At 66.5% G+C, this 12,910-nt stretch carries 11 protein-coding genes; 4 read left to right on the top strand and 7 right to left on the bottom strand.

The window, feature by feature from the left end; translation table 11 throughout:
- Window positions 1-49: 49 nt before the first annotated feature.
- Window positions 50-895 (top strand): acid phosphatase, encoded by an 846-nt coding sequence (locus FSZ13_RS13570; protein ID WP_145480573.1) that lies wholly within the window; start codon window positions 50-52, stop codon window positions 893-895.
- 352 nt (window positions 896-1,247) lie between these two features.
- On the opposite strand, the gene FSZ13_RS13565 is transcribed toward FSZ13_RS13570, so the two are convergent.
- Window positions 1,248-3,515 carry a TonB-dependent receptor gene (locus tag FSZ13_RS13565; protein ID WP_145480571.1) on the bottom strand — a complete coding sequence of 756 codons (2,268 nt, stop codon included), beginning with the start codon at window positions 3,513-3,515 and terminating at the stop codon, window positions 1,248-1,250.
- A gap of 243 nt (window positions 3,516-3,758) precedes the next feature.
- On the opposite strand from FSZ13_RS13565, the gene FSZ13_RS13560 reads away from it, so the two are divergent.
- Both FSZ13_RS13560 and FSZ13_RS13555 read left to right on the top strand, forming a co-directional pair.
- Window positions 3,759-4,175 (top strand): hypothetical protein, encoded by a 417-nt coding sequence (locus FSZ13_RS13560; RefSeq protein WP_145480569.1) that lies wholly within the window; start codon window positions 3,759-3,761, stop codon window positions 4,173-4,175.
- Window positions 4,176-4,249: 74 nt separating this feature from the next.
- A complete protein-coding gene (locus FSZ13_RS13555; RefSeq protein ID WP_145481178.1) occupies window positions 4,250-5,248 on the top strand; it encodes a patatin-like phospholipase family protein in 999 nt (332 codons plus the stop codon).
- Window positions 5,249-5,379: 131 nt separating this feature from the next.
- On the opposite strand, the gene FSZ13_RS13550 is transcribed toward FSZ13_RS13555, so the two are convergent.
- Window positions 5,380-5,862: an Lrp/AsnC family transcriptional regulator gene (locus FSZ13_RS13550; RefSeq protein WP_145480567.1), complete on the bottom strand. Its 483-nt coding sequence runs from the start codon at window positions 5,860-5,862 to the stop codon at window positions 5,380-5,382.
- A gap of 127 nt (window positions 5,863-5,989) precedes the next feature.
- On the opposite strand from FSZ13_RS13550, the gene phhA reads away from it, so the two are divergent.
- Complete coding sequence (phhA, locus tag FSZ13_RS13545) at window positions 5,990-6,886, top strand: phenylalanine 4-monooxygenase (protein ID WP_145480565.1); 897 nt, start codon at window positions 5,990-5,992, stop codon at window positions 6,884-6,886.
- A gap of 137 nt (window positions 6,887-7,023) precedes the next feature.
- On the opposite strand, the gene FSZ13_RS13540 is transcribed toward phhA, so the two are convergent.
- From FSZ13_RS13540 to FSZ13_RS13520, 5 genes are all read right to left on the bottom strand, one after another.
- Window positions 7,024-8,130, bottom strand: coding sequence for a GDSL-type esterase/lipase family protein (locus FSZ13_RS13540; protein WP_145480564.1), 1,107 nt, complete (start codon window positions 8,128-8,130; stop codon window positions 7,024-7,026).
- 156 nt (window positions 8,131-8,286) lie between these two features.
- Complete coding sequence (gene kduD, locus FSZ13_RS13535) at window positions 8,287-9,042, bottom strand: 2-dehydro-3-deoxy-D-gluconate 5-dehydrogenase KduD (RefSeq protein ID WP_145480562.1); 756 nt, start codon at window positions 9,040-9,042, stop codon at window positions 8,287-8,289.
- Between the two features lie 67 nt (window positions 9,043-9,109).
- Window positions 9,110-9,958, bottom strand: a complete 849-nt coding sequence (kduI, locus tag FSZ13_RS13530; protein ID WP_145480560.1) for a 5-dehydro-4-deoxy-D-glucuronate isomerase — start codon at window positions 9,956-9,958, stop codon at window positions 9,110-9,112.
- A 221-nt stretch (window positions 9,959-10,179) separates the two neighbouring features.
- A complete protein-coding gene (locus FSZ13_RS13525) occupies window positions 10,180-11,238 on the bottom strand; it encodes a LacI family DNA-binding transcriptional regulator (protein WP_145480558.1) in 1,059 nt (352 codons plus the stop codon).
- A 41-nt stretch (window positions 11,239-11,279) separates the two neighbouring features.
- Window positions 11,280-12,866, bottom strand: a complete 1,587-nt coding sequence (locus tag FSZ13_RS13520) for a family 43 glycosylhydrolase (protein ID WP_260844185.1) — start codon at window positions 12,864-12,866, stop codon at window positions 11,280-11,282.
- Window positions 12,867-12,910: the final 44 nt, after the last annotated feature.

Here is a 12,910-nt window from a genome sequence, read left to right as displayed (position 1 = left end):
CGACCGCGAAGCTGCGATCATGCGGGCGTCACATTCCTGGGATCCACCGATGCACGCTGCCGCTTCCGCCTCCTTCCTGCGCCCCCTGCTGGCCACCGCCGTGCTGGCGGCCCTTGTCGGCTGTAGCAGCGTGGCCGCGCCGACGACGCCGGTGGAGGCCTCGGTGGTGACCAAGGCGGTGGGCTACCTGCCGGCCGACGCGGTCCCCGGCAGCCTGGCGCTGGTGCCGGCACCGCCAGCGGCCGGCTCGGCAGGATTCGCGCTGGACGAACAGGTCAGCCGCGAGGCGCGCGCCCTGCGCGGCAGCCCTCGCTTCGCGCAGGCGCACCGCGATGCCGAACTCGGGTTTCCGGACGGCGCGAACCAGTTCGCCTGCGCGATCGGGCTGGACGTGGATGCGCATAAGACGCCGGCGCTGTACCGCCTGCTCGAGCGCAGCCGCATTGATGCCAGCGCCGCCACCCGCGCCGCCAAGCACCACTACCAGCGCCCTCGCCCGTTCATGGTCAACGGCGAGCCGACCTGCACGCCGGAGGATGAGGACGGGCTGCGGAAGAATGGTTCGTACCCGTCCGGGCACACCTCGATCGGCTGGGCCTGGGCCCTGATCCTGTCGGAGATCGTGCCCGAGCGTGCCGATGCCATCCAGGCGCGCGGCCGCAATTACGGCGAAAGCCGCCTGGTGTGCAACGTGCACTGGCAGAGCGACATCCTCGAAGGCCGCTTCATGGGCGCGGCCGCGGTGGCACGCCTGCACGACAACGCCGAGTTCAACCGCGACCTGCTGGCGGCGCGGAAGGAGATCGCGACGGCGAGAAAGGCGGGGGCGAGTGTCGGCCGTGACTGCGCGGCGGAAGAGACGGTGCTGAAGATCCGACCTGCCAGCGCGTTGTGATGTTGGGTAACCCGGTAATGATGTATCCGGGTCTTATCCCGTTCGCCAGCAATCCGTAGTGCCACGCCATGCGTGGCAACCGCGCAACGCGCGGCTCACGTATCCGAACCCATATCAACGCGGCGTGGGTGGACTTACCGACGCTTACTTCCGTCCGAAGCCGTCCTTCAGGTGTACAGGAGGTCGGAACGGAGTGCCTTTCTGCGTTTCAGGTCATGCGTTACCGGGCGTTGCACCGTTATCGGCGGTCGTTTGGGAACCGACCCTACCGCGCAGGCAACACGTCGAAATGGAATGAAAAACGGCGCGGATTTCTCCGCGCCGTTTCCCTTTCATCCCATCAACCGCATCATCAGAACTTCGCGGTGAACTCCACGCCGAAGGTGCGCGGCTCGTTGAGGAAGCCGGTCAGGTTGTTGAAGTCGATCGCACCCACCACGCGGGTCTGGTTGGTCAGGTTGCGACCGAACACGGCGACGTCGTACTGGCCGTAGTCCCAGTTGTAGCCCAGGCGCAGGCCACCTTCCAGCGACGAGCGGCTGCGGAACTCCGGCGACTCGTACAGGAAGAAGTTCACCGCGCTGCGGTAGGCCCAGTCGGTGTACACGTACAGCTCGCTGGCATCGGTGACCGGGAAACCGGCACGCAGGGTCAGGTTGTGGATCCACTTCGGTGCCTGCGGCAGCGGATTGCCATTGACCAGCGCGTAGGTGCCGCCGTTGATCACCGTGGTCGGATCGGTGATGGTGCAGCCGCCACCGCAGATCGCCACCGCCAGGTCGCGGTCCTTGATCTCGGTGTCGTTGTAGCTGCTGCCCAGGGTGAGCAGGACGTGGTCGGTGAGGTAGGCCTCGAAGTCCAGCTCGGCGCCCTGGCCGATGGTCTTGTCGGCATTGAGCAGGGTGGCAGTGTTGTTGCTGCCGCCCACCGCGATCAGCTGCTGGCCGTCGACGTTGTAGCGGAAGATGTTGAAGCCCAGGCGCGCGCGACGGTCGAACAGGTCGGCCTTGACGCCCACCTCATACGAAATCACCTTCTCCGAGTCGGCCTGCGACACGCCACCGAAGGCCAGGCGGCCCTGGATGGACGGCGCGCGGAAGCCCTTGGCCACGCGGGCGTAGGTGTTGACGTTGTCGGTGATCTGGTAGACACCGCTCAGGTCCCAGCTGACATCGTCGACATCGGTGTTGGCGACGTACGGACCGCTCACCGGCGTGCCGCCCGGAACCGCCTGCAGCACGCTGGCGGTGAAGTCCTTCTCGTCCTGCGTGTAACGCACGCCACCGCGCAGCTTGAACTTGTCGGTCACGTCGAAGTCGCCGGACGCGAAGACCGCCCACGCCTTGTTGCGCTGGCTCTGCACGGCGTGGCCGGTCTGCGGGTTGCCCGGGGTCAGCGAGTCGTAGTTGAAGCTGTCGATGGTGACGTCTTCATCGAAGTAGAACACGCCGGCCTGCCAATCGAAGCGACCCCATTCGTTGGATTCCACGCGGAATTCCTGGGTCCACTGGCGGTGGTGCGGCAGGCCGTCGGCCGATTCGGACGGGAACGGGATGAAGCCCGGGCCGTAGTTGCCCGCGCCCAGGAAGCTGGCGCCGTAGCCGCCGTCGATATCGCCATGGTTGAGCGACTCGGCGGTTTCATAGCCGGTGATCGAGTGCAGGGTGACCCGGCCCAGGTTCCACTGCAGGCGCGCGCTGCTGCCCCAGGTTTCGAGCTCGGAGAAGTTCACGCCGTCGTTGGAGACCTTGTCGCGGTCGAAGTTTTCCACCAGCGCATTGCTGCCCGGCTGGATGATGTTGGCGCGGAACAGGCGCGCGGTGCCGTTGAGCTTGCGCTTGTGCAGGTTGAGCAGCGCTTCGAAATCGTCGCCTTCGTACAGGAACTGCACGCGGCCGGCGAACTCGTCATAGCCCTCGAAGCCTTCGGCCGGTGCATTGGCGCGGGTGTTGTCGACGTAGTTGTCGCGGCGCTGGTACAGGCCCGACACACGTGCGGACCAGCGGTCGGTCAGAGGACCACCGTAGGCGGCCTGGGTGTTCCAGGTGTCGTAGGTGCCGTAGGACACCTTCACGTAGCCATCGGCGTCCTGCGAGGGACGGGCCGAATCGAACTTGACCACGCCGGCCGGGGTATTGCGCCCGAACAGGGTGCCCTGCGGGCCGCGCAGCACTTCCACGCCGGCCAGGTCGAACAGCGGGAAGCCCTTCAGCAGCGGGCTTTCCTGCACCACGTCGTCATACACCAGCGACACCGGCTGCGAGGCATTGAGATCGAAGTCGGTATTGCCCAGGCCGCGGATGTAGAAGCGCGGGAAGGCACGACCGTAGGACGATTCGATGTTCAGGCTCGGCACGCGCGCCGACAGGAAGCGGATGTCGTCGCCGGCCGAACCGAGCACGTCGAGCTTTTCGCCCTGGATGGCCGAGATCGACACCGGCACGTCCTTGGCGTTTTCGACACGGCGCTGGGCGGTGACCTGCAGGGTGTCGAGTGCGACCGGATCCTTGGTGGCAGGAGCGTCCTGGGCTGCGGCCGTCAACGGCAGCAGGGCGGCAAGAGCGACAACGAGGGGGTGCACGGACGGAAGACGGCCGTGGGCAGTGCGGTTCGGGAACATGGCGATTAGGCTGTGTTGGGAGGGGTGGTGGACCGGCGCTACCAGACAATTGTTGCAGTACAACAACAGCGTCGCAAATACGGATCCTTCATTACCAAGATCCGCGCCCCGAGATGTGAAGGCATGGCCCCGGGCATCGCGTCGTGGATCCCGCCCGATATGGCACGATGAACGTCTTCAGCCAAAGCCTGCTGGCGCCACGCGGATGATGCAATGCTGTCAGGGGACACCAGAGGGAAACCCATGGACGATGACGCCGTGTCCGTAAGCGGGTGGCGGGTCTGGATGACGGTGTTGGCCTGGGTTCTTTGTCTCCCGGGCTTGCTTTACCACGTGGTGGTCTTTGGGTCGGTCGCGCTGGTGGGTCTGCTTTCGGGCGAATGGCTGGCTCCCTTGGACCTGCCGGAACTGGGGGTGATGCTGCTCATCCTGGTCAGCACGTTGTCCTGGCTCGCCCTGGCCTGGATGAGCCTCGCGTGGATCCAGGACCGACCGGTGCACTGGGCATGGCCGTTGGGAGGTACCGCGGTGACACTGCCGATACTGCTGGGAACCCATTTCGTTGCGGCGCTGTTCGTCCTGCCCGGCGTTCTTCTGGCGCTCTACCTGTGTGTCTGGCACCTCCGCCAGGCGCGACGACCGACGGGCAACCCTGCATGACCACGCAATGCGCACTGCCGGCCATGGGCCGGTACTACCGGTATGCTATCGCCCATTCACATTTCGCCACGCCCATGACCGCCTTCCGCCGCACCCGTCTCACGCTGTCCGTTGCCCTGCTCGGCCTGCTGGCTGGCTGCGGCGGTGAAGCCGTTCGCCCGACCCCGCCGCCGGTGGCCACCACGGTGGTGCCGGCCAAGCCGGTGAAGATCGGCATCGCGCTGGGCGGCGGTGCGGCCAAGGGCTTCGCGCATATTGGCGTGATCAAGATGCTGGAAGCCAATGGCTTCGAACCGGTCGTGGTGTCCGGCACCAGCGCCGGCAGCGTGGTCGGCGCGCTGTACGCCAGCGGCATGGATGCCTTCCAGATGCAGACCAAGGCGGTGGCGCTGGATGAAACCAGCATCCGCGACGTGCGCCTGTTCTCCGGTGGCCTGGTGCAGGGCCAGAAGCTGCAGGACTACGTCAACGCGCAGGTCAACAACCGCCCGGCGGAGAAGCTCAAGAAGCCGTTCGCCGCCGTGGCCACCAACCTCGATACCGGCGACCGCGCCGTGTTCGTGCGCGGCAACGTGGGCCAGGCGGTGCGTGCCTCCAGCAGCATCCCGGGTGTGTTCGAGCCGGTGAAGATCGGCAGCAACCTGTTCGTGGATGGCGGCGTGGTCAGCCCGGTGCCGGTGGACGCCGCGCGCCAGCTGGGCGCGGATTTCGTCATCGCCGTGGATATCTCCAGCAAGGCCAGCGGCAAGTCGCCGACCGGCATGCTGGGCATCGTCAACCAGTCGATCTCGATCATGGGCCAGCGCCTGGGCGAGCAGGAACTGGCGCGCGCCGACATCATCATCCGGCCCAAGGTGCTGGACATCGGCGCAGCCGATTTCAGCCAGCGCGGCTTTGCGATCCTGGAAGGCGAGAAGGCCGCGATGGCGGCGATGCCGCAGATCCGGGCGAAGATCCAGCAGCTGCAGAAGGCGCGTGCGGCCGCAGTGGCGCCGCCGCCGGCCAAGCCTAAGTGCGAAGCACCCTCGCGCGTGGGCAAGCTGATGGGCCGCAAGGAAAAGTGCGAGGGGTAACCCCGCGTCATCTCTGGACGCCGCCCGCGGTAGAGCCGACTGTCAGTCGGCTGCTCTCCGCACGGGCGGCGGAGTCTGCGCGAAGGGCAGCCGACTAACAGTCGGCCCTACCGTTGGAATGACGCGTGGCGTCATTCCAGCTGCGACAACGGCAGCGCCCGGAAGTCCTTCACCGTGCGCAGCACGAAGCTGGAATTCACATCCGCCACGCCGGCTGCATTGAGCAGCTTGTCCAGCAGGAAGCTGGAGAAATGCTCCAGGTCGCGCACGTAGATATGCAGCAGGTAATCCATGTCGCCGGTCAGCGCATGGCAGGCCACCACTTCATCCCACTCCACCACGTTGTCGGCGAACACGCCGATGGCGTGCTGGTCGTGCTTCTCCAGCTGTACGCGCACGAACGCCTGCAGGCCCAGGCCGATGCGGCGCGGTTCCAGCCGCGCGCCGTAGCCGGCGATCACCCCTTCGCTCTCCAGCCGCTGCACCCGGCGCAGGCAGGCCGACGGGGACAGGTTCACCCGCGCCGCCAACTCAGCGTTGGTGGCGCGCCCGTGCTGCTGGATTTCCGCCAACAGACGCAGGTCCGTGCGGTCGAACGGGGCATCTCCGGACATTGCTGCTCCGCAACATTGAATGGACGCAATGATATTGCGCCAAGACGGCATATCCGCGCAACTTTGCAATCCTCTTGCGCGCGCCCTGCCCTACCCTCTATGGATGACCTCCCAGGAGCCTGCCTCGATGGAAACCGCCACCGCCCCCCGCCGCGTCGAACACCAGCAGACCGACAAGGGCTACGTGCCGGTCTACACCACCGCCGTGGTGGAGCAGCCGTGGGAAAGCTACACCGCTGACGATCACGCCACCTGGAGCACCCTGTACCAGCGCCAGCGCGAGCTGCTGGTCGGCCGCGCCAGCAGGGAGTTCCTGCAGGCGCAGGACGAGATGGGCATGAACGCGCACATGATTCCGCGCTTCGACCAGCTCAACGAAGTGCTGGGCGCGGCCACCGGCTGGACCTTGGTGGGCGTGGAAGGGCTGCTGCCGGAACTGGATTTCTTCGACCACCTGGCCAACCGCCGTTTCCCGGTCACCTGGTGGATCCGGCGCCCGGACCAGATCGACTACATCGCCGAACCGGACATGTTCCACGACCTGTTCGGGCACGTGCCGCTGCTGATGAACCCGGTGTTCGCCGATTACATGGCTGCCTACGGCCGGGGTGGCGTCAAGGCGCACGCGATCGGCCCCGAAGCGCTGCAGCACCTCACCCGCCTGTATTGGTACACGGTGGAATTCGGCCTGATCAACACGCCCGAAGGGCTGCGCATCTACGGCGCGGGCATCGTCTCGTCGAAGGGGGAATCGCTGTACTCGCTGGAATCGGCCGCGCCGAACCGGATCGGGTTCGACCTGGAGCGGATCATGCGCACGAAGTACCGCATCGATACGTTCCAGAAGACCTACTTCGTCATCGACAGCTACGAGCAGCTGATGGAAGCGACCGCGCCGGACTTCACCCCGATCTACGCCGCGCTGGAAACGCAGGAGCACCTGCCGGCCGGTGATGTGCAGGAAGGCGACCGCGTGTTCCAGAAGGGCACCGGCGAAGGCTGGGCGGAAGGCGGCGACGTGTGAGGTAGAAGCGTCACGACCAACGGTCGTGACCTACCGCGGGGCGCGGCGGCGGTAGCGCACGACCGTTGGTCGTGCGGCAGCATGATCGCCGGGGAGCCGTCAGCAGCCAAACGGCCGGGCCCTGCCCGGCTGCGCCTTCACCGCGGATACGCCAGCAGCACGACCAGATCCTGCTCCCCGCGCTGCTGCAGCGCGTGCAGGCTGCCCACCCGGGTCAGCAGCGCGTCGCCGGCCGCCACGTCGTACTGCTTCCCATCCAGCACGTAGCTGCCCTGCCCGCTGACGATGTAATAGATCTCGTCCTTGTGCTGCGGGTGCAGGCCAATCCCCGCGCCCTTGTGCAGCACGCGCTTGCGCAGCACGAAGGGCAGGTCCCTGTCGTCGGCGAAGAACGGATACGCCGTGGTCGGGCCGGCACCGCCATGCGGACCGGGCTGGGTGATGGCGATATCGCGTTCGTGCACCACCCGCGACGGCTTGGCCGGATCAGCGCCCTGCCCTGCGGATCGGCTCACGTCGCAATCGATATCCCGCTTCAACGCGGGCTTGAGGTCCGGCTTCAGCGCCACCCAGTCACGCATCACCAGGCAGGCCACGGCAGTGGCGCCGGCCAGGCTGAAGTGGGTGCCATCGGCCTTGTTCTGTTCGGGCACGAACAGGAAGTACGGCTTGGCGCCCTGCTCGCCCAGCGCGCGGATCCAGCGCGTGGAGCTGGCATTGAGGTCGATCAGCGCCACCTGCTCGCGCTCGGCCAGCTGCTTTACGGTCTGGGTGTACAACCCATGCGTGTCGAGCAGCGAACCGAAGTCGTACAGCAACCGCGCCACCGGAGTGATGAGCACCGGCGTAGCGCGCTTGTCGCGGGCCAGCTGCACGTAGCGCATCAGGTATTGCGGGTAGGCAGTGACCGGATCGTTGTAACGGGTGGGGTCTTCGAACTTGGCGTCGTTGTGGCCGAACTGGATCAGCAGCACATCGCCGGGCTGGATCTCGGCCGCGATCGCATCGAGGCGTTTTTCCTCGATGAAGCTGCGCGCGCTGCGGCCACCCTTGGCGTGGTTGCGGACTTCCCACGACGCCGGGTCGAGGTAGCTCTGCAACGCCTGTCCCCAACCGGCCTGCGGAGCGCGTTCCGGGCCGTATTCGGCGGCAGTGGAATCACCGGCGATGAAAATACGGTGCGGCGCCGCGTGTGTGGTGACCGCCGCGAACAAAAAAAGCATCGGGAGCAGGAAGCGGTGCATGTTCGGGCTCCAGGAGGGCCGGCCAACGGCCGGCGCTACCGTCAGGACGTTTGGCGGGGGTACCGACCAACGGTCGGTACCTACGGTCTTGCGCCGCAGGTTCGCGGCCGACGATCTGATCCCGGTAGGTATCGACCGTTGGTCGATACAGCTACATCACCGGGCCAGCCAACCCCCATCCACGGGAATCACCGAACCATTGACGTAATCCGAAGCGCTGGACGCCAGGAACACCGCCGTACCGGCCAGGTCCTCCGGGGTGCCCCAACGACCCGCCGGAATGCGGTCGAGGATGGACTTGTTGCGGTCCTGGTCGGCGCGCAGTGCGGCGGTGTTGTCGGTCGCCATGTAGCCGGGGGCGATCGCGTTGACGTTGATGCCCTTGTTGGCCCACTCGTTGGCCAGCAGGCGGGTGATGCCGGCGATGCCGCTCTTGCTGGCGGTGTACGACGGCACCCGGATCCCGCCCTGGAAGGACAGCATCGAGGCGATGTTGATGATCTTGCCGCGGCCCTGCGCGATGAAGTGACGCCCGGCAGCCTGCGAGATGAAGAATGCGGACTTGATGTTGACGTTCATCACGTCGTCCCAGTCCTGCTCGCTGAAGTCCACTGCATCGGCGCGACGGATCAGGCCGGCGTTGTTGACCAGGATATCCAGGCCACCCAGGCCTTCGACGGTTTCGCGGATGACGCGCTCGACCGGTTCGATACTGATCAGGTTCGCTTCCACTGCCAGGCAGCGGCGACCCAGCGCGGTGATCCTGGCGATGGTCTCGGTGGGCGGCGCGATGCCGGCCACGGCGACGTCGGCGCCGGCCTCTGCCAGCGCCACGGCGATGCCCTGCCCCAGGCCGGTATTGCCACCGGTGACGAGGGCGATCTTGCCTTCCAGACTGAACGGATTAGCCATTGCGGTTACGGTCCTTATCCAATGCGGGACGCGCGCCGCCAGCCCGTGGCCGGCGGCGCGGTGTGGGTCACTTGAGCTGGCAGATGTCCAGCACGTGCATGTCGGTGTAATCCAGGTTTTCGCCGCCCATCGCCCAGATGAAGGCGTAGTTGCTGGTGCCGGCACCCATGTGGATCGACCACGGCGGCGACACCACCGCTTCGTTGTTCTGGATCACGATGTGGCGCTGCGCGTCCGGCTCGCCCATGAAGTGGTACACGCGGTCGTTCTGGCCCAGGTCGAAGTAGAAATACACTTCGCTGCGGCGGTCGTGCAGGTGCGGCGGCATGGTGTTCCATACGCTGCCCGGCTTGAGCACGGTCAGGCCCAGCAGCAGCTGCGAGGACTGGCAGGTGGCCGGCACGATGTACTGGTAGATGGTGCGCTCGTTGCTGGTTTCCAGCGCGCCGCGCTCCAGTGCCACCGCGTCCTTGATCGACAGCTGCTTGGTCTCGAAGCGCGCGTGCGCCGGGGTCGAGGCCAGGTAGAACTGCGCCGGGTTGGCCGCGTCGTCGGAGGCGAACACCACGTCTTCGCTGCCCATGGCCACGTACAGGCCGTCCTTCGGGCCCAGCGTGAACACGGTGCCGTCGACGGTGACGGTGCCGCTGCCGCCGCCGACATTGATGATGCCGAGCTCGCGGCGTTCCAGGAACGCATGGCCGGCGGCCGACGCCGGTTCGGTCTGCTTCGGCAGGGCCACCGGGCCCTTCACCGGCGCCGCACCGCCGAGCACGAAGCGCTCGTAGTGGGTGTACTTCAGGGTCACCGTATCGGCATTGAACAGGCCGTCGAGCAGGTAAAGCTCGCGCAGGTCGTCGTTGCTGGCGCCCTTGATGGCGTCGGGATGGGTGGCGTAGTGGGTCTTGCAGTACATGGCGTCTCCAGAGCAGGGGTGGGCCGCAGGGGCGGCCCCGGCGCGATTTCCGTCCATTCTAGCCGGAGGTGGAAACCGGTGTCATTTTGCATTGCGGGATCGGTGGGAAGTCACGACCAACGGTCGTGACCTGCCGGGTGGAATCATCTCGCGGGTCTTTCGGCCGGCTGGGCTGTCTTGCCGGTAGGTGACGACCGTTGGTCGTGACCGGCATCGTTCGCTCAATCTTCAGGCGGCTGGCACGAATCGCGGACGATCAGGTGCGGGCGCACACTGGCCATCTGCAGGGCGGCCTGGCCTTCGGGCTGGATCAGCATGGCCGCGGCGGTGCGCCCGGTGTCGCGGGTATGTCGGCGCACCGAGGTCAGCGACGGCCACAGGCGCGAGGCCAGCGGGCTGTCGTCGTAGCCGATGATGGACAGCTGGCGCGGAATGCTGATGCCCGTGCGCAGTGCCACCTTGTAGATACCGGCAGCCATTTCGTCGTTACCGGTGAAGATGGCGGTCGGGCGCTGCTTGCCCAGCAGCAGCTTTTCGGCCGCCGCCACGCCGGATTCGAAGGTGTAGCCGGCCTCGATGATGCGGCCCGGCGGCAGTTCGATCCCGCGTTGCGCCAGCGCGGCGAGGAAACCGGCGGTGCGGTCGTGCGCCGAGCGGTAGGCACTGGGGCCGGTCACCAGCGCGATATCGCGGTGGCCCAGCGACAGCAGGTAGTCGGCCGCTTCGGCAGCGCCGTCGCGGTCGTGGGTGACCACCATCTGCGAGGTTTCATCCAGCGCCGCCGAGGCGATGCGGGTGAAGCGGCAGCCGATCTCATCCAGCATGTCCACCAGCGCCTGGTCTTCCGATGCGCGTGGTACCAGGATCACCGCGTGCAGCTTCTGCTGCTGCACGAAGCGGCGCACGCCTTCGATGTAGCCGGGGCTGCGCGAATCGCAGGGATGCACCACCAGTTCGAAACTGGAACCGCGCAGCGCATCCAGCGCGCCGTACTGCATGTCCACGATGTACTGCGCGGTGGGGTTGTCGTAGACCATGCCGATCAGGAACGAGCGCCGGAAGGCCAGGCCGCGAGCCAGCGGGTCGGGCGTATAGCCGACCTCGCGCATCAGCGTTTCCACCTTCTCGCGGGTGTCCTTACGCACCAGGGGCGAGTTGTTGATGATCCGCGAAACCGTTTTCTTGGACACCCCCGACAGCCGCGCGATGTCGTTGATCGTGGCGGCCTTGCCCTTGGTCAACCCGTTCGTTGCCGGGTCGGTCTTGCTGCGCAGTGACATGTGTTCAAACCGAGAGAGGTCGAAGGAGTCTACCGGGCCACTCAGTCGAGGGCGCGGTAGCGGAACTGGCGGAACTGGACCTTGCCGTCGCCGGCGGCGTACAGGGCCGGCTTCAGGGCGAGGAACTTCCCGGCCACATTGTGATGGTAGCCGGAGACTTCCATCTGAACCGGGTACTTCTGCCAGGTTTTGCCATCGGTGCTGGAATGGATGGTCACGATGTGCCGGTTGTTGGTCACCCGCAGCCACAGCTTGCCGCCTTTGGCACTCCGGTCCAGCCGGGTGGGGCGCTCCTCGCCGTAGCGGTGCATGATGAACTTCTCGCCGTTGCTGCCCACGCCCACGTAGAGCCTGTCGCTGTAGAAGAGCAGGGCACCGCCCACCGCACCGGGTTCGATGTCCATTTCGACCTCGAACTGGTAGGCCTGGTCGCCGGCGATGGCGGTCAGCGGCGAACTGTCGCGCGGGGTGTCGCCCTTGCCCTGCACGGTCAGCCCGTTGGCGCTGAAGCCCAGGCGCTTGTACTCGTCCTGGGCAGGGTTGAAGAACGACCACTGCGCGCCCAGCCGCTCGCCCTTGAAGTCATCCGACAGCGCCATGCCGTGCTGGCCCACTGACTCCCCCGAGGGCTTGGCAAGCGGCTGGCCGAGATCCCCGCCCTTGGCCACGAACCAGCCATCGTCGGTCCACTCGATCGGCTCCAGCAGCGCCTGCCGACCCAGCGTCCAGTAGCCGTTTTCGTAACCGTGGTAGATCATCCACCAGCGCCCGTCGGTGCCTTCCACCACGGTGGCGTGGCCACGCGACCACCACGGCTCTGCGGCCGACTTCGTGCGGGTGATCGGGTTGTTCGGCGCGTTCACCCACGGCCCATGGATCGAGCGCGAGCGCGCGGTGATCACCATGTGCCCGGTCGGGGGACCGGCGGTGCCGCCCACGGCGGTGGTCATGTAGTACCAGCCGTTGTGGAAATTGATCTTCGGGCCTTCCTGCGCGTAGGCCTCCACGTCCCAGCTTTCCGGGTACTTCCAGCCGTCGTAGACGTGCTTCGGCTTGCCCACCACGCTCAGGCCATCGTCGGCCAGCTGCACGTAGGCGCCGCCGCTGAGGAACAGGTAGCGCTTGCCGTCTTCGCCCACCGCGTGGCCAGGGTCGATGTAGCCACCCAACCCGATGTCGATCGGTTCGCTCCATGGCCCGCGGATGTTGTCCGACCAGACCACGAAGTTGCTGCGCGCCTCGGCGGTGCGTGCCGGGAAATAGATGTAGTAGCGGCCTTCATGCTTGACGATGTCCGGCGCCCAGATCGCACCGACATTCTTGGTGATCGCATGGCCCAGCGGCTGCCAGTTCACCAGGTCGCGCGAATGCCAGATCGGCAGGCCGGGGTAGGCGTCGAACGAGGACAGGGTGAGATAGTAGTCGTCGCCGTCCTTCAGCACCGACGGGTCCGGGCGGTCGCCGGCGAACACCGGGTTGAGGAAGGTGCCGTTGCCCAGGTCGGCCTGGCGCTGGTTCTCGATGCCGCGCTTCCAGGTGGGGGACGTGGTGTCGGCGGCCTGTCCGGCGCCGGCCCACAGCAGGCTGGCGGTGGCCAGCCCGGCCAGCAGGGTGCTCATCAAACGCATGCGGTATCTCCGATGTGTTGAACCGGGCCCGCCGCAGCACGGCG

It is taken from the genome of Stenotrophomonas rhizophila (assembly GCF_007667275.1).
Taxonomy (GTDB): domain Bacteria; phylum Pseudomonadota; class Gammaproteobacteria; order Xanthomonadales; family Xanthomonadaceae; genus Stenotrophomonas; species Stenotrophomonas maltophilia_AE.
Note: the sequence above shows the minus strand (reverse complement) of the source record. Positions and strands in the feature narration are given on the sequence as shown.

What these genes read in the sequence shown, in the direction of transcription:
- FSZ13_RS13570 (WP_145480573.1), top strand. Translation starts at nt 50, where the DNA reads ATGCACGCTGCCGCTTCCGCCTCCTTCCTGCGCCCCCTGCTGGCCACC.
- FSZ13_RS13565 (WP_145480571.1), bottom strand. Translation starts at nt 3,515, where the DNA reads ATGTTCCCGAACCGCACTGCCCACGGCCGTCTTCCGTCCGTGCACCCC.
- FSZ13_RS13560 (WP_145480569.1), top strand. Translation starts at nt 3,759, where the DNA reads ATGGACGATGACGCCGTGTCCGTAAGCGGGTGGCGGGTCTGGATGACG.
- FSZ13_RS13555 (WP_145481178.1), top strand. Translation starts at nt 4,250, where the DNA reads ATGACCGCCTTCCGCCGCACCCGTCTCACGCTGTCCGTTGCCCTGCTC.
- FSZ13_RS13550 (WP_145480567.1), bottom strand. Translation starts at nt 5,862, where the DNA reads ATGTCCGGAGATGCCCCGTTCGACCGCACGGACCTGCGTCTGTTGGCG.
- phhA (WP_145480565.1), top strand. Translation starts at nt 5,990, where the DNA reads ATGGAAACCGCCACCGCCCCCCGCCGCGTCGAACACCAGCAGACCGAC.
- FSZ13_RS13540 (WP_145480564.1), bottom strand. Translation starts at nt 8,130, where the DNA reads ATGCACCGCTTCCTGCTCCCGATGCTTTTTTTGTTCGCGGCGGTCACC.
- kduD (WP_145480562.1), bottom strand. Translation starts at nt 9,042, where the DNA reads ATGGCTAATCCGTTCAGTCTGGAAGGCAAGATCGCCCTCGTCACCGGT.
- kduI (WP_145480560.1), bottom strand. Translation starts at nt 9,958, where the DNA reads ATGTACTGCAAGACCCACTACGCCACCCATCCCGACGCCATCAAGGGC.
- FSZ13_RS13525 (WP_145480558.1), bottom strand. Translation starts at nt 11,238, where the DNA reads ATGTCACTGCGCAGCAAGACCGACCCGGCAACGAACGGGTTGACCAAG.
- FSZ13_RS13520 (WP_260844185.1), bottom strand. Translation starts at nt 12,866, where the DNA reads ATGCGTTTGATGAGCACCCTGCTGGCCGGGCTGGCCACCGCCAGCCTG.